Here is a 20,994-nt window from a genome sequence, read left to right as displayed (position 1 = left end):
CAATGATAAACAGATAATCTAGCTCCATTTCAAAAAATAAAGAAAAAGCTTAGAATTCTCTAAGCTTCTATTTTAAAAGCGAATTGCTTCACGTGTTTTTTCATATGAAGTCACAAAACGATTTGTAACTCCTGGTTCTGCAACTTCCAAGGCTTGAGAAATCTTCTCAAATGATGCCCGATAGTCAAACTCTTTCTCAAAAATTTCAAGTGCTTCGTTGAAAGCCTCTTGGATGCGTTCATCAAATGAACGGTAGCGATTTGAGTATTGGAGAAGTTGCTCTGTCAAAGTTGCATACTGAACAATGTCATATGTTTCTGTCTCAAGTACTGCTATATCATTCGTTGCAATTTCAAGAATTCGCTTAACAGATTCAATATTAACCTGCGGTTGTTCTAGCTCCGCCATCAAATCTTCAGTGTTATGACTTGCAGTAAAGAAGAGTTTCAAGAAACTTTGAGGGATTCCTGGTAAGTTTCGCTTCTCCATGTACCGTTTGATGGTGTGCAAACGATTCACATAGACATTTGCTTTTTGGCGAGCATTGAGGTCATCTTTTTCAATTTGCGCAAGTCGTTCGCTCACAGAAATTTGCTCATCTTCAATATCTTTGAGATTGCTTTGAAGCATTTCCAACTGTTCTTCAAGAACAGAATAGGCTTGAGCAGATTCTCTTTGGTCCTCTGTTACTTCTAAAATAGCGGTATCAAGTGCAGCTAATTCTTTTTGAAGACGGCGGACATGATTCCCATCACTTTCTGGAAGAAGATAAGTTTTATTTAGGCGTTCAAGATCCTGAACAAGCACCTGGTTATTTTCCTTCAAGTGGTTGAGATAGGTTGGAAGTGTTGAGAGGAGATTCTCAACGACTTTTTGAGCCTCAATTTCATGAGTGAAAATATCATAAAGTGCATTGATTTCTTCTTGAATGCGATTATTTTCATACTCTGCATTGTCCAACTCCAACTGACGAATGTTTTCTTGATTATTCTTCAAAGATTCATGCAAAAGTTGGAAACGTGACTCAATATCTGTTTCAATAAAGTGGTATTTGGCATCCAACAGCTTACGATAGCCCTCTTCCAAATCTGCTAATTGGTCTGGTAATTCCTTTGTCAAGGTTTCAACAAGAGCTGGAATACGATCAACAATATGCGTTAGAGCAAGAATATGATTTTCAGTATCATCTAGGATTGCTGCAGCTTCAACTGGGTCACCAGATGAGTTAAGGGTAACGAATTGAGAGAATTCCGATTGGATATTTTCCAATTGTTTCTCAATCTCAGGAAGAGCTTTCCCATATTTCTCTGAGTCCTCTGCAACCGTATGTTGAAGGGTTTCAAACAAGTCCAAAGCATGTAGGACGCGACCACTGTTCTTAGACTCTTGCTTTTCGAGTTCAGAAAGGGCATTGCGAATAGCTGCAATATCCTCTTCAATCAAACTAATCTGGCTTTCAATTTGATCAATCTTGTGAGCCGCTTTAAAGAAACGGAAAGAATTATTGTAGTTTTCAGCTTCAAAGAGGTGATTTTCGATGTCTGCAAATGAGTTCAGAGATAAATCAACCCATTTTTGATTCCATTCACGAAAGGTTACCTGACTTTGACCAATCAAGTGCATATTTTTAACGGCTTCAACCTCATCATTTACAGGAAGATTGTAGAGTTCTTCTTTTCTTTCTTCAAGCGCCGTTAATCTGCTTACATTACGCTTACGTAGGAAAATGGCTGTTACATAAGCTAAAATCAAAATGACCGCAATCGCAACCATTAGATAAATTAGTTGTCCATTAGACATATCAAACTCCTTTTATACTAGAAACAATCGTAATGATTATATCATATTTTTTAAACCAAGGGAACTATTTCCCACATTTTTTAGACGTCAAGTGTACTGTAAACAGCGTTTTCTTCGATAAATTCGCGACGAGGTTCTACCCGATCTCCCATCAACATATCAAAGATTCTATCTGCTTCGGCAGCATCGTCTACCGAAACACGCGCCATCAAGCGATGTTCTGGATCCATGGTTGTTTCCCACAATTGGTGATCATCCATTTCTCCTAATCCCTTATAACGTTGGATGGTTGGCTTTGAGCGCCCTTCACTATGACGTGCTAAGGCTTCTTGGAGTTTAATTTCTTGATCTGTACCTGGCTGGATGTATTCTTTAATCTCACTTCCAACTTTAACACCATAAATCGGTGGTTGGGCAATATAAACATAACCAGCTTCTAGGATTGGTTTCATGTAGCGGTAAATCAAGGTTAGCAAGAGAGTTCGAATGTGGGCACCATCGACATCGGCATCGGTCATCAAAACGAGTTTTTGGTAACGAGCCTTAGTAACATCAAATTCTGCGCCAAATCCTGTCCCCATGGCTGTGAAGAGACTCCGAATTTCTTCGTTAGCAAGAATTTTATCCATGCTAGCCTTTTCAACGTTCAAGATTTTACCACGAATTGGTAAGATAGCTTGGAACTCACGGTTACGACCAGATTTAGCTGATCCACCAGCTGAGTCTCCTTCGACGATGAAGAGTTCTGTTTCGGCTGGGTTGTTTGAAGAACAGTCTGCTAGTTTTCCTGGCAAATTGGAAATTTCCAAACCAGATTTTTTACGAGTGACTTCACGCGCACGTTTGGCAGCTACACGAGCCTTGGCAGCCAAAATCCCTTTTTCCACGATACGCTTGGCGATCTGTGGATTTTCCATGAGAAAATCAGAGAAGGCATCGCTGAAGAGGCGATTGGTAATCTTAACTACTTCACTATTGCCCAGCTTTGTCTTGGTTTGCCCTTCAAACTGCGGATTTGGATGCTTGACAGAGATAACTGCAGTTAAGCCTTCACGAACATCTTCCCCTGTTAGGTTGTCTTCATTGTCTTTTAGTAATTTATTTTTACGAGCATAATCGTTGATAACACGCGTCAGTGCTGTACGGAAACCTTGCTCATGCGTTCCACCTTCATGGGTGTGAATGTTATTGGCGAAACTCATGACATTTTCGTGGTAACCGGTTGTGTACTGCATGGCTACTTCAACAGTAATATCATCCATCTCACCGTCTGTGTAGATTGGTGTGTCAAAGATCACATCCTTGTTCTCGTTGATATATTCAACATAGCTAGCAATTCCGCCCTCATAGTGGTAATGTTTAGTCTGTTCGAGACCTTCACGCTTATCTGTGATGGAGATTCGAAGACCTCGGTTCAAAAAAGCTAGTTCTTGAATACGTTTATTCAATTTGTCAAAATCAAAGGTCGTTGTTTCTGTAAAAATCTCTGGATCCGGTGTGAAGTGAACTGTTGTTCCGGTTCTATCCGTATCTCCAATCACCTCAAGATCAGCAACGACATTCCCACGGTGGTATTCTTGATAATAAATCTTTCCGTTTTTATGAACCCGAACATCTAGTTGAGTTGAGAGGGCATTTACTACTGATGAACCCACACCGTGCAATCCACCTGATACCTTATATCCGCCACCGCCGAACTTTCCTCCAGCGTGAAGAACAGTAAAGACGGTCTCAACAGCAGGACGTCCTGTCTTTTCCTGAATGTCAACAGGGATACCACGTCCATCATCCACAACGGTGATGGAATTATCTGGCTCAATAAGGACTTGGATATGACTGGCAAATCCAGCTAGGGCTTCGTCAATTGAGTTATCAACGATTTCCCATACTAGATGGTGAAGACCTTCTTTTGAAGTCGATCCAATATACATACCTGGACGCATACGAACAGCTTCCAGCCCCTCCAAAACTTGAATTTGACTGGCATCATAATCCTGTGCCTGTTGATTTTTGATTTCTTCTGTCATTTTTTCCCTTTTCTTACATGTCTATTGCTTGTCTCAATGTCGCAACGTTTTTAAAAAGATAGGCATCTAAGCCGGCAGCTTTACCTGCTTCTACATCAATATTTCTGTCTCCAATGACCAAACCGGATGAGATATGATATTTATCACGTAAATAAATCATAGACTCTGGATCTGGTTTCCGTTTGAAACCAGAACTGGCAGTAACGACTTCTGTGAAATAGTCAGCTATCTGAGTCTTTGCAAGAAGTTCTAGCACTTGGTCATTTCGATGAGAGACTAAGAAATGACGGCCACCCTTGTCAGAGATGTCTTTTAGTAACTCTGGAATTCCCTCAAACAAAACTGGGTACTCTAGCTCACGCGCTTCATTCTCTTTGTAGTTTTCTAAAAAATTCTCGATGGCTGGGGCAAACTTCTCAATGGCAAAAGCTGTCGAAACCTTCAAGGCTTCGTAAACACGGTCGTGTTCTTGCTCTATTCCGTATTGGGCTAAGGTCTCTACAAAGGCTGCTGTAGAAGTCTCATAATTATCCAATAGGGTACCACCTAAATCCCATATATAGTCGTGATATTTCATACCCTTCATTATACCATTTTTTTATGAAAAAAGCGATGATTTCCTAGATTTTTCCAAGCAAAAACGAGAGCCGAACTCTCGTCTTACTGTTGATTTCCAAAGACATCTCGATAGAGCATGCCGTCTCGTAAACTTTCAGCATCTCCTCCCAATTGCTCTACCAACTCATAGGCAAAGGCAAGTGCGGTTGACGGTCCTCGGCTGGTTGTTAGATTGCCATCCACAACCACTGTTTGTTTTTGATAAATTCCATCACTGATGTTTTCCTGAACACCGTCATAACAGGTAAAGCACTTGTCTTTCAGGACACCTGCTTGATGGAGGACGATTGGGGCTGCACAGATAGCCGAGATCTTCTTTCCCTCTTGGTTAAAGGCATGAATCTCAGAAATAAGAGCTTGATTATACCGTAGATTTGCTGATCCAGGCATGCCACCTGGAAGAACGAGCAAGTCATAGTCAGATAAATCACCATCAAAGACACGATCGGCTTTTACTTGAATGTCATGTGATCCTGTCACCTGCTCCTCAAATCCTACCATATCACAGGAAATGTTTGCTCGACGCAAGACATCGACCACTGTCAAGGCTTCGATTTCTTCAAAGCCATTTGCTAAGATAACTGCAACTTTTGCCATAGTGACCTCCTTATTTGATTTGTTTTAAGACGACTTTCTTTCGTTTGAATGGAATTTTTCCGCTCTTTTCTTCTGCAAGATTGGTCTGGTAACTCATAGATAAGAGGAGACCAACTCCGATGAGGTTACTAATAATTGCGGAGCCCCCTTGAGAAATGAAAGGCAGAGGAATCCCTGTCAAAGGAAGTAAGCCTGTCACGGCACCGATATTTTCAAAGATATGGAAGAGCAACATCATGATAAACCCAGTCGAAATGTAGGTGTAGAACTGGTTATTTGACCTGATCGTAATCTTCAACATCCGGTAAATAAGAAGCAAGTACAGGGCAACCACAAAGACTGAACCAATGAAGCCAAAATCTTCAGCAATCACAGTGAAAATCATATCACTCTCACGTACTGGAATGAGGAGATTGGACACATTGAACCCTTGTCCAAACAAGCCACCACTTCCAATCGCAATTTGCCCTTGCGCCTGTTGGTAAGTTGTTGTTTGCGCGAAGTCAAAGGGATTGAGCCAAGCCAAGATGCGGTTGATCTGGTAGGTCGGCATCCCAATCTGATGCAAGAAGGCACGTCCATCCTTGCTTATAAAGATGACCATGAAGCCTACAACTGCAGTCACTCCTGTCGCAAAAACTGGAATGATAATCTTCCACGAAACACCTGAAAGAAGAACCATACCGGAAAAAATAGCTACAAAGACCAAGGCAGTTCCTAAGTCACTTTGTAGGGCTAAAAGAACCAGCACCGGAATAGTAAAGCCAATCATCCAAATAATCAGCAGGAAATCCAAAGGGATGGTTCGGAGCCACTCCTTGTGCTTTTGAGTGAATTGTACAATGACTCGAGCCAATATCAAGATATAGGAAATCTTCATGAACTCAGATGGTTGAAAGAGCGTCGTTCCCCCAATCGACACCCAGTTTTTAGCACCTGTTGACGCTACAAGATTTGGATTGTAGAAAACAAGAGGGAGGACCATCAAGGCTAGACCTAAACCATAGAGATAAGGAGTCATCTTCCATAAAAACTCGGTATTAAAGAACATGACCACAAAACCAATGACAAGGCCCAAGGAAATCCAAGCGATTTGCTGGCCTAGAATTGGAAATATATTATTTGGATAGTCATGGCTAACTGCTATATAAATGGCTACTACTCCAATCACCAGTAAGCAAAACACTGGCAGAAGGAGGCTATAGTCGACTCGAGAGTCGAAGGAACGTTTCATATTTTTTACCTTTTCTCTTTCTTGGATTTTTCTTTCATTCTATTGCGACGGGATTGGAGAAAATCTGCTACAGCAGGCTCTAACTGTTCTCTAGAAAGAACTTGAACAGCCCTTTCTTTTGACAAGGTCTGGGCGATTTGTTTACCATAACGCTTGCTGACAACACGACTGTCTAAGATTACAGCAACCGAACCTTGGTTGGGCCGTCTAACAGTACGACCAAGGGCTTGTTTTAGCCGAATGATCGCCATCGGTAACTGATAATCATAGAAAGGATTTTTCCCTTCTTGACGCAGTTCTTGGTTTAACTTTTTGGTTAACGGCTCTTGGGGATTTTGGAAAGGCAATCTCGGAATCACTTGAATCACGCAAGGATGGGTTGAAAAATCAACTCCTTCCCAGAAACTGCCTGTTCCAAGCAAGATCTGGCGTTCACCCTTTTCAAAACGTTTTTTCAGTTGACTTGGTTCCCCATTTTTATACTGAGCTAGATGCGGTTGGTCGAGCAGGTCCGAAACTGCCAGCAACATTTCTTTTGAGGTAAACAAAACCAATAAAGGTTCTTGGAAGGCTTGTAAACCTCGGATAACAGAAGCCACTTCACTAGCATAGTCAAAAGGTGAAACTTCCGTCACAAGAGGAAAGTCATCAATTAGAAAGACTTCTTGTTGCTCCTGTTTTGCTACATCAAGCCTAACAAGCGGAGCATCTGGAAAGCCCAATAAATCTGCTAGGGAAACTCGATTGCTGATTTCAAGAGTAGCTGATACTCCTAGGAGCCTACAATCTTCTGGCAATAAGTCTGCTAGTATAAAGCGACCTTTTTTGCTTGAACAAATCAAGACATCCTTGCTAGATTTCTCTGCTGTAGCAAGCCAAAATTCACGGTCCGAGGTGAAAAAGTTTGCAAGCTCTCTATACTCTGGGAGAGCTAGCTCCGAAAAATGCTGGCGCAACTGTTCAAGAGAATCCAACCACTTTCCATTCCTAAGGCCCGACTGATAGTGCTCCATCAAGTAACGACATTCAAAGCCGATACTCTCAAGCAAGCGTTTCTGAACCAAATCTTCATCTGTCTCCAAGGACTTATCAAGCTGGGTTACAAGTTCCTCAAGGCGATAAGCCTGCTGGGCTAAATTTTCGAGAGCTAGTAGCATTTTTTGAGCTTCATCCAAGATCAGCAAACGGTTGTCGACAAACTCTGGATTGTCTTCCAAACGAGTGATCAGATAGGCATGATTGGTCAAGAGAACACGACTGGTCTTGGCCTTTTCCTGCCCTCGTTTCCAAAAATCCTCTGTAGCAAATAGGCTTTTCTTTGAAAGCTTACCATCGTGGACTAGTTCAGGCAGAAAGTGCTGATAGCGATAAAGTTGCCCGATTTCGTCCAAGTCGCCAGTCTCTGTCTCTGTTAGCCAGATGAGCAGTTGCATTTTAAAGCGTGTGAAAAGGCGATTGGACTCCGGTCGATGGAGAACTCGGTGAAAGGCATCCAGTTTTAAATAATTTTTAGGCCCCTTGAGACTATGAATTTCCAGATGGAAGACCTCTTTTAAGCGCTGACCTTCTTCTTGCATGATTTGATTTTGAAGAATTTTGGTCGGAACACTCACTAGGACACCTGCTTGACTCTCCAAGTTCAAAGCTGGGAGGAGATAACCATAAGTCTTGCCCAGTCCTGTTTGAGCTTGGATGAAGGAAGTCTGGTGTTCTTCCAATAAGTGCTCAACCTTCTCCGCAAATTCCAACTGTTGCGGACGCTCCTCCAGCCCCAATAAAGAAATATTTTTAGCAAAATCTTTGGATAACTTTCGTGGGACTAAGCCTTTGCTTTCCTTTCTGAGGAAAAGTCCATGAAGCTCCATCAAGTCCGGTAAAGACAAGAGAGATTGTTGCTGATAGACCTCCTCAATCACCAGATAACTTTCATAGAGAAGGTTGTCTGCAAGGTTTAATAAGCTTTCTAAGAGCCCTTTTGGTAACTCAAAAAGTTTTTGACGCATGTAAAGCAAGAGTTCTGCTGTTGCCTGAGCATCTGACAGGGCAGTATGGGCATGTTCCAGCTCAATGCCCAACTCTTGACAAAGGATACCTAAGTTATACTTTTCAAACTGAGGATATAGAACTTGAGCAAGCTCAACTGTATCCACCCGCGGTGTGCGCAATTCATATCCTTCAAAAAAGAGGAATTCTGCAAGAAGGTTAGCATCAAACTGTACATTGTGCGCAACAAAAATACCGTCCTTAACCAATTCAAAAATTTTTCCAGCCACCTGAGAAAACTCTGGCGCTGCAGCCAAACGCTGATCGGTCAGACCTGTTAATTCTTTGATATGAGAATCCAAGGGTTCGTGGGGATTGACATCGGTCGCATACTGATCGATGATTTCACCATTCTCAATCACCACAATGCCAACTTGAATAATTTTTGCCTTGCTTCCGGTGCTGGTCGCCTCTAAATCAACGACCACATACCGATCATTTCTTGCATTCATCATTAAAAATTATATCAAAAAAAGCATGATTTGACACCCCTCAACTTTGATAACAATCTCGCTTTTCTTGCGAGTTTGAGTAAAAATCAAGACCTTAAAAGTGAGAATTTCACACAAGTTCAGCAGTTGGTCACTGGTTCTGAGGTATTTGAAAACCTTATCAACAAACCTACATCAACATAAAAAGACAACCAAGGTATTAGTTGTCTTTTTGAGATATTTTTTTCATTGCTTTCGGAAGTAGCTTGCTAATTTCTGTTGGCAAGACAAGGTAGTTTTCTTGAGCAAGTTCTTGCGCGATAGCTGAATGAAGGTGGGTTGCTACCACCACTCTCTCATAGAGACTGACTTGGTCAAACTGACCTGCAAAACCTGCAATCATCCCAGCCAGAGTATCTCCCATCCCACCAGTTGCTTGATAGGGTCCTCCAACCTGTAACTGATAATATTCAGACTGACCAGCTTGCCAGATACGAGTCGCTGGACCTTTCTCGACAAGAATCGTTCCTTGAGGAAAAGCAGAAAGAGCTCTGGCAGTCGCCTCTGTATTTTGATGGTCAAGAACTATACCAGACAGTCTTTCCCATTCCTTTTGGTGGGGAGTTAGGATGAGCTGACTGGAAGGAAGTGGTAACTGGCCTTTTGCTAAGATGCCCAAAGCACCACCATCTACAATCAAAATCTGGTCACTTCTGAGGTTGTTAAAAACCCATTTTACGAGTTCTTCTCCGAATGCATCCTCTCGCAAACCCGGACCTAACAAGACAACCTCTGCCTTTTCTAACTGTTCTTTTAACAATTGCTGGTCTTGAAGAGAAAATGCCATGGCCTCAGGTAAATGACTGTGCAGAGCCGGAATGTTCTCCTTATCCGTGCCAACAGTCACCAACCCTGCACCACTTTTGACAGCTGCCAAGGCAGCCATGATGATGGCTCCACCATAAGGATAGGTCCCACCAAGCAAGAGCAGACGGCCATAGTCTCCTTTATGACTGGTACGAGAACGTTCAATAATGACTTTTTCTAATAAAGTTTGATCAATCACTTTCATCGTTTTTTCCTCAACTATCCTTTATCTGATTGTTTTAAAACAACTTGATAGACTTTCTTAGTCCACTCTTCTAAGTCTTCTCCATCATAGTCAAGATAATGCACCCTATCTTGTATTTTAGTTGGAATAATATTTTCAAATTGGCACTTATTATGAGTTGGAATAATGCAAATATACAACTCACTTAATAAATTAAGCATGTCCTTAATTTTTACAGCATGGTAACCATCAAAAATATAACCAGGAACTTTAATCAAATCTGTATAGATAAAATGAAAACTTACTCCAGGAATAAACTTATCTTGTAATTCTTTCTCTGAAGGAGCTCGACCTAATAAACGCTCCATCGCCAATCGATAACCAGAACTTGTATTTGACCATCCTAACATGACATAGTCAAAATAATCTTTCGGATCAGATGCAGCATTTCGACTATCCAAAACCAACTCCTCAGCATCTCGCCTAAAGGCTTTCACAGCAGATAAGAGCTGACCTGTTTTAAAAATAGAAATCGCTGCATCTATAGTCGTAGTATGGCTACAGTAGTCTGAAGTCACTAGCCTCTTATGTAGATCATAAGTCGAAGCTACTCTTTTGTCTGTAGGGGTAAATGGTGGAAGAAAGGGATGCTGACAGATGTAATCTAAAATCTCTTTTTTTAAACAAGAATCAGCACACTCGATACTTGTTTGACGTTTATGAAGTTTTTCGTAAGCTATAAATTTAGCAATTTTTTCTAATTCCCACTCTTGAATATTTGGATAATCAATTAGTGCTAAGTAGTATATTCCATCCCATTGTAAACTATATTCTCCATTATAAATTTTTAAAATCATCTAATCACCTCACTCCATTATACTACAAAAGGAGGCTCGAACCTCCTTCTACACTATTTTCCCTTAAATTCCGCAAAAGTCTGTAAGATTTTAGCTGCCACTGCTGGAGAAGGTGCTCCTTTTAGCTCTAACGTGTCATCTGCATATGGAGTAAGGCCAGCAAAATCTCCTATCTGAACTGAATAAAGAGATGTCTTAAACAGTTCAATATCGTTTTGGTCATTTCCAAAAGCGATGAAGTTCTCCCCACATAACTTTTCAACAGTTGTTGCCTTATGAGTATCCAAGGGATTAACATAAAGGCACTTTTCATGCGCATGATAGGAGAGATGAGCCTGTCCTAGTCTTTCTAGCTGACCAAGCAGATCATCAAGCAACTCCTCATGGTCGCCCATATAAACGACTACCTTAATCGGAGCCCCCAAGTCCTCGAGTTTCTGATGACAAGCTACCTTCAGGGGATCCACACTGGAAATAAATGGAATCTTCTCCACAATCTGACCACTATAGTCAAAGCAATCATCTACAAAGAAAGGGAGATTATAGGTCTGGCAATAATCCACTAGCGCCTGATAAACTCTAGCATCGAGATTTCTCTCATAGATGGCTTTCCCCAGATAATAGGCTACACCACCATTCAAACCTATAACCAAGCGCTGACTGAGATCGGTACCTAATAAGCCCAAACAATCCCGATATGAGCGAGCTGAGGCAAATACAAGCTCATGCCCATAATCTTCAGCCTTTAAAAGAACCTGCTGAATCTCCTCATCTATGGTCATATAGTCGAAAGACAGCGTCCCATCCAGGTCAAATACGAATTTCATCTTCCTAGTCCTTGTTTAGTGTTCGAAGCGCTGCCTGATAGGTTTGCTCCATCAGCATGGTAATAGTCATAGGACCAACTCCACCAGGTACAGGTGTGATGTGACTAGCAAGTGGTGCAACGGCATCATAATCAACATCTCCACAAAGTTTGCCATTTTCATCTCGGTTCATCCCAACGTCAATGACAACCGCTCCTGGTTTGACAAAGTCAGGAGTCACAAACTTAGCACGACCGATTGCAACCACCAGAATATCTGCCTTAGCAGCCACCTTGGCAAGATGATGGGTGCGTGAGTGAGTCAAGGTCACTGTTGCATTCTTAGCCAAAAGAAGCTGAGCCATTGGTTTCCCAACGATATTGGAACGACCGATAACAACCGCATTTTTACCTTCTAGATCAATCCCATATTCATGAAACATTTCCATAATTCCTGCAGGTGTCGAAGGAATCATAACTGGATGACCAGACCAGAGGCGTCCCATGTTTAGCGGATGAAAACCATCCACATCCTTTTCTGGATCAATGGCAAACAAAACAGCCTCTTCGTCAATATGTTTAGGTAATGGTAACTGAACCAAAATCCCATGCCAAGCTGGATCTTGATTGTATTTGGCAATCAAGTCTAACAATTCCGCTTGTGTAATAGTTTCAGGAACTCGCACTACTTCACTATGGAATCCTGCAGCAAGAGCCGACCGTTCCTTGTTGCGAACGTAGACTTGGCTGGCTGGATTGTCCCCAACCAAAATCACCACCAAGCCTGGAACTAAACCTGTTTCTTCTTTTAGTTTGGCAGTCTTTTCAGCCAACTGTCCTTGTAACTTAGCTGCAAGAGCCTTCCCATCAATAATCTGTGCCATACCTCTTCTCTTTTCTATCAAATATCCTTTATTATATCAAAAAATACCTTGCCATTCTAACACTTCTTGACTAATAAACCTTATAGTTTGAAACTATAAGAAAAAGCTCTTGTCGAGCTTTTAGTGCCTATTGATATTAGGTAAATCTGTCATGCTTTCTTTTTAACTTTTGGAGCCGGTAAGACTTCATACATATCCCTGATTAGTCTCGCTAGAAATGACTTATCTTCAAGGTCTTCTAGTAAAATCATCTCTTTGGCTCCTTCATAAGGACGTTCGAGCCTAGTCTGTCCCAGTTGATCCATGACCAGCTTCACAGGCTTCAGTAACAGACGATTATCATAGATTCCCCCAATAATATTCCCACGATAATAAAGGATATACTCTCCCATCATTGGACGATAACTCATCTCCTCTAGCTCTGATAGCTGTTCAAGAACAAAATCTAAATATTCTTTACTGGAAGCCATGATGCCTACTCCATTTCTTCTAAAAATGAGGTCTTACAAAATCTTACTCAAAAATTCCTTGGTCCGTTGTTCTTTTGTTTGATCGAAAATTTCCTCAGGCGTTCCATCTTCGACAACAACTCCATCTGCCATAAAGATAACACGGTCTGCTACCTCACGCGCAAAGCCCATTTCATGCGTCACAATCACCATAGTCATCCCTGATTTAGCGAGGTCTTGCATCACAGCTAGGACTTCTCCAACCATCTCAGGGTCTAGAGCTGAAGTCGGCTCATCAAAGAGCAAAACATCTGGTTCCATAGCAAGTCCACGTGCAATGGCAATCCGTTGTTGCTGACCACCTGACAAACTCTGTGGATAGGCCGTTGCCTTATCTGGCAAACCAACTTTTTCTAACAGTTCCTGTGCTCTTTTCTCCGCAACTTCCTTGCTTTCACCTTTAGTTTTGATCGGGGACAAAGTAATATTTTCCATAACCGTCATATTAGGAAAGAGGTTGAATTGTTGGAATACCATGCCCATCTTTTCACGCATAGCAAAAAGGTCATTTTTCTTATCAGTGATATCAACTCCTTCAAAGATAACCTTACCTTTACTTGCTTCTTCAAGGAGATTCATCGAACGAAGTAGAGTTGACTTCCCACTACCTGACGGACCGATAATGACCACAACTTCTCCTCGTTTAATCTCAAGGTTGATGCCTTTTAAAACTTCATTTTTCCCAAAAGACTTATGTAGTTCTTCAATTTTAATCAAGGTTTCTGTCATTATTTGTTGTCTCCTTGTCCAATATGTTTTTCAAATGCTTTCAACGCCACTGTCAAAACAGAGGTCATAATCAAGTAGTAAAAGGCCGCAAATAAAAGGGGAGTCAAGGGTAAATAAGTTGTTGTTGCTACTGTCGTTGCACCATTCCACAACTCCATCACCCCAATCGCTGACAAGAGGGAACTATCCTTGATAATGGTGATAAATTCATTTCCCAATGCTGGCAGAATATTCTTAATTGCCTGTGGCAAAATAACATAACGCATAGCATTTTTGGGACGAATACCTAAGGAATAAGCTGCCTCTAACTGCCCTTTAGGAACCGCATTAATCCCCGCACGAACAGTTTCCGAAACGTAAGCTCCACTATTCATAGAAATAATCAGAATACCAGGAATCAAACGAGAAAGATCAACTCCTAAAATTCCCACTTGGATAGTCGGAGCATTGATATGCATAAGAGCAAAGGCAATCATAATCTGAACCATCATTGGAGTTCCACGGAAGATCCAAACATACACATTTGCAAACCAAACGAGCGGTTTAAAGCGTGAACGTTGGGCAAAGGCCAGTAACACACCTATAATGGTCCCTAAGCAAACAACAAGGATGGAAATCAATACGGTAATCAGAGCACCATAATTAAAATAAGGTAAATACTTTGGTAAAAAAGAAAAATTCATATTCAATCAACTTTCTATGTATTAGATTGTATGATTATAACACAAATTGAATTAAAATGCAATTCTTTTTCTCTGATTTTGACAATTAACTTGATAGAATAGAGAAATAGAGAGAAATCACAGTTTTTTTCTAGTCAACTACCTCTTGTTTATGGTAAAATAGAAACGATAAGAAATGGAGGAGAATCAAAATGGAATCACATTTGGTTAGAATCATTAACCGCCTAGAAGCAATGACAAAAGATGGTGGAAATCTAAAACGTAATTTTGAACGTGAAGGTGTTGTTGTCGCAGAAGTTGCATACAGCCACGACGAAGAAAACGGATCACTCTTCACCCTTCGCGATGTAGAGGCTCGTGAAACTTATACTTTTGATAGCATTGATTTGATTGCAATGGAAATCTACGAACTCCTTTACTAATATAAAAACAACGGGCAGTAAGGCCCGATGAATGAGAATCCTTTTTGTCACCACAAATGGGATTTTTTCTTACCTTCAATGTCGCTGGATTCTCCATAAATCCTTCTTTTAAAAACGACCACTTCCCAATCTTTTTACTTGCTTTACACCTTAATCATGCTATAATGAGAGTATAAAACTTTGACTATTCTTGACCTTTTTCTTAGGCCAAGAATAAGAATGAAATGAGGTAGATGTTATGCTCTGTCAAAACTGTAAAATTAACGACTCAACAATTCATCTGTATACCAATATCAATGGGCAGCAAAAGCAAATTGATCTCTGTCAAAATTGCTATAAAATTATCAAAACAGATCCAAATAATACCCTCTTTAAAGGAATGACTGACTTAAACAATCATGACTTTGATCCTTTCGGAGACTTTTTCAATGATTTGAACAATTTCAGGGCTTCTTCAAATAACGTCCCTCCAACTCAATCCGGTGGGGGATACGGAGGCAATGGGGGATACGGACCTCAAAACCGCGGACCTGTTCAAACACCTCCTCCTAGCCAAGAAAGAGGGCTCCTAGAGGAATATGGTATCAACGTGACTGAAATAGCTCGTCGGGGAGATATTGACCCTGTTATCGGCCGAGACGAGGAGATTATCCGCGTTATCGAAATTCTCAACCGTCGAACCAAAAACAATCCTGTCCTTATCGGAGAACCAGGTGTTGGTAAAACAGCTGTTGTCGAAGGTTTAGCTCAGAAGATTGTCGATGGCGATGTTCCCCATAAACTCCAAGGCAAACAGGTCATCCGTCTGGATGTGGTCAGTCTAGTTCAAGGAACAGGGATTCGAGGCCAATTTGAAGAACGTATGCAAAAGCTCATGGAAGAAATTCGCAAACGCGAGGACATCATCCTCTTTATCGACGAAATCCATGAAATTGTTGGTGCAGGGTCAGCAGGTGATGGCAATATGGATGCAGGCAATATCCTGAAACCAGCCCTTGCCCGTGGTGAATTGCAACTGGTCGGCGCCACTACTCTCAATGAATACCGTATCATTGAAAAAGATGCTGCCCTCGAACGCCGTATGCAACCTGTCAAGGTAGATGAACCAACTGTTGAAGAAACCATTACCATCCTCAAAGGGGTTCAAAAGAAATACGAAGACTACCATCACGTCAAGTACACAGACGCTGCTATCGAAGCTGCTGCAAATCTTTCCAATCGCTATATCCAAGACCGCTTCTTGCCAGACAAGGCTATTGACCTGTTAGATGAAGCTGGTTCTAAGATGAATTTGACGCTGAACTTTGTTGATCCTAAAGTGATTGATCAGCGTTTAATTGAAGCTGAGAATCTCAAGGCTCAAGCTACTCGAGAGGAAGACTTTGAAAAGGCTGCCTATTTCCGCGATCAGATTGCCAAGTACAAGGAAATGCAGAAAAACAAGGTGACTGACCAGGATACTCCTATCATTAGCGAGAAAACCATTGAGCATATCATTGAGCAGAAAACCAATATTCCTGTCGGAGAACTCAAAGAAAAAGAACAGTCTCAGCTTATCCATCTAGCAGACGACCTCAAAGCTCATGTCATTGGTCAAGATGAAGCTGTCGATAAGATTGCCAAAGCCATCCGTCGTAATCGTGTTGGTCTTGGAACTCCTAACCGCCCAATCGGAAGTTTCCTCTTTGTCGGACCAACTGGTGTCGGTAAGACAGAACTGTCCAAACAACTAGCCATTGAACTCTTTGGTTCTGCTGACAGCATGATTCGCTTTGATATGAGTGAATACATGGAAAAACACAGTGTGGCTAAATTAGTCGGAGCCCCTCCAGGTTATGTTGGCTACGATGAAGCGGGTCAGTTAACGGAAAAAGTTCGTCGCAATCCTTACTCACTCATCCTTCTCGATGAGGTCGAGAAAGCCCATCCAGATGTGATGCACATGTTCCTCCAAGTCTTGGACGATGGTCGTTTGACTGATGGGCAAGGACGAACAGTTAGCTTTAAGGATGCCATCATTATCATGACCTCAAATGCGGGTACTGGTAAGGCCGAAGCCAGCGTTGGTTTTGGAGCTGCTCGTGAAGGTCGAACCAACTCTGTTCTCGGTGAACTCGGCAACTTCTTTAGTCCTGAGTTTATGAACCGTTTTGACGGCATCATCGAATTTAAACCTCTCAGCAAGGACAACCTTCTCCAAATCGTCGAACTCATGCTAGCAGATGTCAACAAACGCCTCTCTAGCAACAACATCCATCTTGATGTAACAGACAAGGTCAAAGAAAAATTAGTTGACCTAGGATATGAGCCAAAAATGGGAGCTCGTCCACTCCGTCGCACCATTCAAGACCATATCGAGGATGCCATCACTGACTTCTACCTTGAAAATCCAAGTGAGAAAGCCCTCAAGGCAGTCATGACAAGCAATGGTAAGATTCAAATCAAATCTGCCAAAAAAACTGAAAAAATAGAAGAGATTGCTTCTGAAAAAGAAGAATAAAACGATCTAACAGGTGCAGGAAGTCTATCATTTTCTGCACCTTTTTTACTAAAATAACTGTAAATTCTTGACAGCTTGCCCCTCGTCCATTATGATAATAATAAAGATACTAGAGAATGAGGAAAATGCAATGGTAAACCCAACTTTTGGTGAAAAAAAAGAGAATGTGACCTACCAGCCCCGCTACAGTGTGTACGCAGTTATTCCTGATGAAGAAAAAAAACAAATTGTCTTAGTTCAAGCTCCCAATGGTGCTTGGTTCTTGCCAGGTGGAGAGATTGAAGCAGGCGAGGCTCATCAAGAAGCACTGAAGAGAGAACTAATCGAAGAACTTGGCTTTACAGCTGAGATTGGAACCTATTATGGGCAAGCTGACGAGTATTTCTACTCTCGCCACCGTGATACCTACTACTATAACCCAGCTTATCTCTATGAAGCTATTTCTTTCCAAGAAGTACAAAAGCCATTGGAAGATTTTAATCATATTGCTTGGTTTCCTATTGATGAAGCAATTGAAAAACTCAAACGTGGTAGCCATAAATGGGGAATAGAAGCTTGGAAAATCCAGCATGGAATTGGCTAAAATACACGATTTTATCCAAAAAGTGCTATAATAGAGTTAGAAAATCGGAGGAACTGTTATGAAGCTTATCAACACGACTAATTCACACTCGCAACTTGTTAAAAGCCAATTAGAAAGTACTGATGCAACTCTTGTCGAGGTCTATTCGGCCGGAAATACAGATGTGGTTTTCACACAAGCCCCGCTTCACTATGAAATCCTCATTTCCAACAAACACCGTGCTATTCGTGAACCCGAAATTGAAACCATCCAAGACTTCTTCTTGAAACGTAAAATTGACAAAGGAAGCATCGATGAAGCCAATATCAAAACCCTCTATTCGGATAAATTGATTGAGATTTCAATCCCTATAAAATAAGAAGACCAGCTTAAAAGCTGGTTTTCACTTACAAAAAAGATTGGTAGTACACAACTACCAATCTTTTTTATTATGTGACTATTAGTCCGTCTCGCACCTAACGGGTGGTTATGATTTCACAGCTTCTTTCAAAGTATCTACCTTATCCAAACGTTCCCATGGAAGGTCAATATCTGTACGTCCCATATGTCCATAGGCCGCTGTTTGACGATAAATTGGACGTTTAAGATCCAGCATTCGGATAATTCCTGCAGGGCGAAGATCAAAGATTTGACGCGCTGCTTTTTCAAGTTTGCTTTCAGCTACTGTTCCTGTACCGAAAGTATCGATACGAACAGAGACAGGCTGCGCCACACCGATAGCATAGGCCAATTGCACTTCTACTTTCTTAGCAAGACCTGCTGCCACGATATTCTTGGCAATGTAGCGAGCCGCATAAGAGGCTGAACGGTCCACCTTCGTCGCATCCTTACCAGAGAAGGCACCGCCACCATGACGAGAATAGCCACCATAGGTATCCACGATGATCTTACGACCAGTCAAACCTGAGTCTCCTTGAGGTCCACCAATTACAAAGCGGCCAGTCGGATTAATGAAGAATTTTGTTTGCTCATCCAAGTAAGAAGCTGGAATAACTTCTTTGATGACCTTGTCAATCACATCTTTGTGGATTTGTTTATTAGTAGCTTCTGGGTCGTGCTGAGTTGAAATAACGACTGTGTCCACACGTACCGGACGGTCATTTTCATCATACTCAACTGTAACTTGTGATTTAGCATCAGGACGAAGATAGCTGATTTCACCAGACTTACGAAGTTCTGCCAAACGACGAACCAACTTGTGGCTGAGTGAGATTGGCAATGGCATGAGTTCTTCTGTCTCATCCACTGCAAATCCAAACATGAGACCTTGGTCACCAGCACCAATCAAGTCAAGCGGATCTTGATCTGCACTTCCACGGACTTCCAAGGCTTCGTTAACACCTTGGGCGATATCCGGCGACTGCTCAACAAGCGATGGATGAACTCCAACTGTTTCCGCAGAAAAACCATATTCTGCATTCGTATAACCAATCTCTGCAATGGTATCACGAACCACACGGTTGATATCCACATAAGCATTTGTAGAAATTTCACCAAAAACATGGACAGAACCAGTGTATACAGCTGTCTCAGCAGCAACGTGCGCCTCTGGATCCTTTGCTAAAATAGCATCCAAAATCGCATCTGAAATTTGGTCTGCAATCTTATCCGGATGCCCCTCAGATACAGATTCAGACGTGAATAATTTACGTTCTGACATAAAAATGTCCCCCCTTAAAAAATATTGTTATAGAGTTACAAAGTACTGATAGAAATTTCTACCATCTTATCGGGACTATATAACCTTATCATTATACCACTTTTTACTCATTTTTGCATTCTTTTCGAAAATTTATAAAACGAAGGTACAAAAAGGAGCCATTCAGCTCCAATTTTGTTCTTAAAATGTTTGGCGTTTGGCTTTCCGCTCTGCACGGCCACGAGCACGATTTTCAGCACGCTTGGTTTTGCGACGTTTTTCATCCACCGCCCATTTAATCTTCTTCTTGTAGCCTGGTTTGACTTTTTTCTTTTTCTTTTTAACCAAGCCAATCATTTCAATATCAAGCTTGTCCTGCTTCTTTTCACGATTGGCACGACGATCACGGTCATAGGTATCTTGAAACTCTCCGTCTTTGACCATCTTAGGAGTAAACTTGATTCCTAATTTCTCCAACTCACGGATATCCGAATCATCACTTGGCTGGTAAAGGGTAATAGCTGTACCAAGTAGACCATTGCGTCCAGTTCGTCCAACACGGTGTACAAAGAAGGACAAGTCTTGCGGAATGGCATCATTGATGACATGACTAACACCTTCAATATCAATTCCACGCGCTGCCAAGTCCGTTGCGACAATGTACTCAAAATCCAGATTTTTCACCTGATTCATGATCCGCTTGCGTTCACGAGGAGCAATATCTCCATGAATCTTTGCTACCTTCAAGCCTTGAGCAGTCAAATATGCATGCAATTCATCAGCACGCGTTTTAGTGTTAACAAAAATCATTGCCAAATACGGTTGCATCAACTGAGTCAACTGATAAATTTGAGCATTCTTGTCGCGACCCTTGGTCGAAATCAACCAGTTATCAATGGTATCTGAGATGACTGTCTTGGTCTTGATTTTTTCCATGACAGGATTTGACAAGTATTTTTTCAAGAACGGTTGCAATTTTTGTGGAATGGTCGCTGAAAAGACCATGAATTGCAAGTCTTTTGGAAGGCTCCCTGCAATCTTATCGACTGTCTCCAAGAATCCCATATCCAAGGTCATATCGGCTTCATCAACTACAAATGTCTTAGCCTTGTGAATAGCCAAATCACCAGATTTGACCAAGTCATAGATGCGACCTGGCGTTCCGATAACGATATGTGGTTGGTTGCTGGCCAGTTTTTCAATCTGACGCGCCTTATCCGTACCACCCACATAATTAACCACACGAACTTCGACATCTGAGTGAGCTGCAATCTGACGAGCTGCTTGGTAAATTTGAGTAGCCAACTCACGACTTGGTGCAGTAATGACCGCCTGCACACTATCGCTAGTTTCATCTAATTGCTGAAAAATGGGTAGTAAGAAAGTGTGGGTCTTTCCTGAACCTGTTTTTGACTCGCCCACCAAGTCACGACCTGCCAAGACAATAGGAATCAACTTTTCCTGAACTTCGGTAGGAGTCGTAAACTTCAACTCCTCCAAGGCTTCTGCTATATAATTTTTAAATTGAAATTTCTTAAATGACATACTATCCTCGATTCTATACTTTCAATTATACCATATT

Annotated in this window: 19 protein-coding genes; 4 read left to right on the top strand and 15 right to left on the bottom strand. The window is 41.5% G+C overall.

Annotated features, from left to right (window positions below; all coding sequences use genetic code 11):
- Positions 1 to 72: 72 nt before the first annotated feature.
- The 13 genes from ezrA to ATE34_RS01970 all read right to left on the bottom strand — a co-directional run bounded on the left by ezrA (position 73) and on the right by ATE34_RS01970 (position 14,268).
- A complete protein-coding gene (ezrA, locus tag ATE34_RS02030; RefSeq protein WP_084910881.1) occupies positions 73 to 1,800 on the bottom strand; it encodes a septation ring formation regulator EzrA in 1,728 nt (575 codons plus the stop codon).
- Between the two features lie 80 nt (positions 1,801 to 1,880).
- Positions 1,881 to 3,827, bottom strand: a complete 1,947-nt coding sequence (gyrB, locus tag ATE34_RS02025) for a DNA topoisomerase (ATP-hydrolyzing) subunit B (RefSeq protein ID WP_084875527.1) — start codon at positions 3,825 to 3,827, stop codon at positions 1,881 to 1,883.
- 13 nt (positions 3,828 to 3,840) lie between these two features.
- Positions 3,841 to 4,404: an HAD-IA family hydrolase gene (locus ATE34_RS02020; RefSeq protein ID WP_318836558.1), complete on the bottom strand. Its 564-nt coding sequence runs from the start codon at positions 4,402 to 4,404 to the stop codon at positions 3,841 to 3,843.
- Between the two features lie 83 nt (positions 4,405 to 4,487).
- The gene (locus ATE34_RS02015; protein ID WP_084910877.1) at positions 4,488 to 5,042 is read right to left on the bottom strand and encodes a DJ-1 family glyoxalase III; all 555 of its coding nucleotides are present in this window, start codon (positions 5,040 to 5,042) and stop codon (positions 4,488 to 4,490) included.
- Between the two features lie 10 nt (positions 5,043 to 5,052).
- A complete protein-coding gene (locus ATE34_RS02010) occupies positions 5,053 to 6,276 on the bottom strand; it encodes an FtsW/RodA/SpoVE family cell cycle protein (RefSeq protein WP_084910875.1) in 1,224 nt (407 codons plus the stop codon).
- Between the two features lie 5 nt (positions 6,277 to 6,281).
- Positions 6,282 to 8,771 (bottom strand): bifunctional DnaQ family exonuclease/ATP-dependent helicase, encoded by a 2,490-nt coding sequence (locus ATE34_RS02005; RefSeq protein WP_394335036.1) that lies wholly within the window; start codon positions 8,769 to 8,771, stop codon positions 6,282 to 6,284.
- A gap of 199 nt (positions 8,772 to 8,970) precedes the next feature.
- On the bottom strand, positions 8,971 to 9,822 hold the full coding sequence (locus ATE34_RS02000; RefSeq protein ID WP_084910871.1) for an NAD(P)H-hydrate dehydratase: 852 nt from the start codon (positions 9,820 to 9,822) through the stop codon (positions 8,971 to 8,973).
- Between the two features lie 14 nt (positions 9,823 to 9,836).
- Positions 9,837 to 10,658: a hypothetical protein gene (locus ATE34_RS01995; protein WP_061597833.1), complete on the bottom strand. Its 822-nt coding sequence runs from the start codon at positions 10,656 to 10,658 to the stop codon at positions 9,837 to 9,839.
- 53 nt (positions 10,659 to 10,711) lie between these two features.
- Positions 10,712 to 11,485, bottom strand: a complete 774-nt coding sequence (locus ATE34_RS01990; protein WP_061597834.1) for an HAD hydrolase family protein — start codon at positions 11,483 to 11,485, stop codon at positions 10,712 to 10,714.
- A gap of 4 nt (positions 11,486 to 11,489) precedes the next feature.
- Positions 11,490 to 12,347, bottom strand: coding sequence for a bifunctional methylenetetrahydrofolate dehydrogenase/methenyltetrahydrofolate cyclohydrolase (locus ATE34_RS01985; RefSeq protein WP_142357477.1), 858 nt, complete (start codon positions 12,345 to 12,347; stop codon positions 11,490 to 11,492).
- A gap of 149 nt (positions 12,348 to 12,496) precedes the next feature.
- Positions 12,497 to 12,817 carry a TfoX/Sxy family protein gene (locus tag ATE34_RS01980; protein ID WP_084910867.1) on the bottom strand — a complete coding sequence of 107 codons (321 nt, stop codon included), beginning with the start codon at positions 12,815 to 12,817 and terminating at the stop codon, positions 12,497 to 12,499.
- A gap of 33 nt (positions 12,818 to 12,850) precedes the next feature.
- Positions 12,851 to 13,585: an amino acid ABC transporter ATP-binding protein gene (locus ATE34_RS01975; RefSeq protein ID WP_084860136.1), complete on the bottom strand. Its 735-nt coding sequence runs from the start codon at positions 13,583 to 13,585 to the stop codon at positions 12,851 to 12,853.
- Positions 13,585 to 14,268, bottom strand: coding sequence for an amino acid ABC transporter permease (locus tag ATE34_RS01970; protein ID WP_061597838.1), 684 nt, complete (start codon positions 14,266 to 14,268; stop codon positions 13,585 to 13,587). Before ATE34_RS01970 ends, ATE34_RS01975 begins: the two co-directional genes overlap by 1 nt.
- A 191-nt stretch (positions 14,269 to 14,459) precedes the next feature.
- Here ATE34_RS01970 and ATE34_RS01965 point away from each other — a divergent pair, with 191 nt between their 5' ends.
- The 4 genes from ATE34_RS01965 (at position 14,460) to ATE34_RS01950 (ending at position 18,131) form a co-directional block, all read left to right on the top strand.
- Positions 14,460 to 14,690: a DUF1797 family protein gene (locus ATE34_RS01965; protein WP_000443577.1), complete on the top strand. Its 231-nt coding sequence runs from the start codon at positions 14,460 to 14,462 to the stop codon at positions 14,688 to 14,690.
- A gap of 238 nt (positions 14,691 to 14,928) precedes the next feature.
- Complete coding sequence (locus ATE34_RS01960) at positions 14,929 to 17,190, top strand: ATP-dependent Clp protease ATP-binding subunit (protein WP_084910865.1); 2,262 nt, start codon at positions 14,929 to 14,931, stop codon at positions 17,188 to 17,190.
- A gap of 130 nt (positions 17,191 to 17,320) precedes the next feature.
- Positions 17,321 to 17,773, top strand: coding sequence for an NUDIX hydrolase (locus ATE34_RS01955; protein ID WP_084910863.1), 453 nt, complete (start codon positions 17,321 to 17,323; stop codon positions 17,771 to 17,773).
- Positions 17,774 to 17,831: 58 nt separating this feature from the next.
- Positions 17,832 to 18,131 (top strand): DUF1827 family protein, encoded by a 300-nt coding sequence (locus tag ATE34_RS01950; RefSeq protein WP_000767205.1) that lies wholly within the window; start codon positions 17,832 to 17,834, stop codon positions 18,129 to 18,131.
- A 108-nt stretch (positions 18,132 to 18,239) separates the two neighbouring features.
- Here ATE34_RS01950 and metK read toward each other — a convergent pair whose 3' ends face one another.
- Positions 18,240 to 19,433, bottom strand: a complete 1,194-nt coding sequence (gene metK, locus ATE34_RS01945) for a methionine adenosyltransferase (protein WP_084910861.1) — start codon at positions 19,431 to 19,433, stop codon at positions 18,240 to 18,242.
- 180 nt (positions 19,434 to 19,613) lie between these two features.
- A complete protein-coding gene (locus ATE34_RS01940; protein ID WP_084910859.1) occupies positions 19,614 to 20,957 on the bottom strand; it encodes a DEAD/DEAH box helicase in 1,344 nt (447 codons plus the stop codon).
- Between the last annotated feature and the right edge of the window lie 37 nt (positions 20,958 to 20,994).

It is taken from the genome of Streptococcus oralis subsp. tigurinus (assembly GCF_002093545.1).
Taxonomy (GTDB): Bacteria; Bacillota; Bacilli; order Lactobacillales; family Streptococcaceae; genus Streptococcus; species Streptococcus oralis_C.
The sequence above is the reverse complement of the archived record's forward strand: the minus strand, read 5'-3'. Positions and strand labels throughout refer to the sequence as shown.

Coding starts and splice junctions, on each gene's coding strand:
- ATE34_RS01980 (WP_084910867.1), bottom strand. CDS start 12,817: ATGGCTTCCAGTAAAGAATATTTAGATTTTGTTCTTGAACAGCTATCA.
- ATE34_RS01965 (WP_000443577.1), top strand. CDS start 14,460: ATGGAATCACATTTGGTTAGAATCATTAACCGCCTAGAAGCAATGACA.
- ATE34_RS01970 (WP_061597838.1), bottom strand. CDS start 14,268: ATGAATTTTTCTTTTTTACCAAAGTATTTACCTTATTTTAATTATGGT.
- ATE34_RS01960 (WP_084910865.1), top strand. CDS start 14,929: ATGCTCTGTCAAAACTGTAAAATTAACGACTCAACAATTCATCTGTAT.
- ATE34_RS02015 (WP_084910877.1), bottom strand. CDS start 5,042: ATGGCAAAAGTTGCAGTTATCTTAGCAAATGGCTTTGAAGAAATCGAA.
- ATE34_RS01940 (WP_084910859.1), bottom strand. CDS start 20,957: ATGTCATTTAAGAAATTTCAATTTAAAAATTATATAGCAGAAGCCTTG.
- ATE34_RS02020 (WP_318836558.1), bottom strand. CDS start 4,404: ATGAAATATCACGACTATATATGGGATTTAGGTGGTACCCTATTGGAT.
- ATE34_RS01955 (WP_084910863.1), top strand. CDS start 17,321: ATGGTAAACCCAACTTTTGGTGAAAAAAAAGAGAATGTGACCTACCAG.
- ezrA (WP_084910881.1), bottom strand. CDS start 1,800: ATGTCTAATGGACAACTAATTTATCTAATGGTTGCGATTGCGGTCATT.
- gyrB (WP_084875527.1), bottom strand. CDS start 3,827: ATGACAGAAGAAATCAAAAATCAACAGGCACAGGATTATGATGCCAGT.
- ATE34_RS01990 (WP_061597834.1), bottom strand. CDS start 11,485: ATGAAATTCGTATTTGACCTGGATGGGACGCTGTCTTTCGACTATATG.
- ATE34_RS02005 (WP_394335036.1), bottom strand. CDS start 8,771: ATGAATGCAAGAAATGATCGGTATGTGGTCGTTGATTTAGAGGCGACC.
- ATE34_RS02000 (WP_084910871.1), bottom strand. CDS start 9,822: ATGAAAGTGATTGATCAAACTTTATTAGAAAAAGTCATTATTGAACGT.
- ATE34_RS01975 (WP_084860136.1), bottom strand. CDS start 13,585: ATGACAGAAACCTTGATTAAAATTGAAGAACTACATAAGTCTTTTGGG.
- ATE34_RS01985 (WP_142357477.1), bottom strand. CDS start 12,347: ATGGCACAGATTATTGATGGGAAGGCTCTTGCAGCTAAGTTACAAGGA.
- ATE34_RS01950 (WP_000767205.1), top strand. CDS start 17,832: ATGAAGCTTATCAACACGACTAATTCACACTCGCAACTTGTTAAAAGC.
- ATE34_RS01995 (WP_061597833.1), bottom strand. CDS start 10,658: ATGATTTTAAAAATTTATAATGGAGAATATAGTTTACAATGGGATGGA.
- ATE34_RS02010 (WP_084910875.1), bottom strand. CDS start 6,276: ATGAAACGTTCCTTCGACTCTCGAGTCGACTATAGCCTCCTTCTGCCA.
- metK (WP_084910861.1), bottom strand. CDS start 19,433: ATGTCAGAACGTAAATTATTCACGTCTGAATCTGTATCTGAGGGGCAT.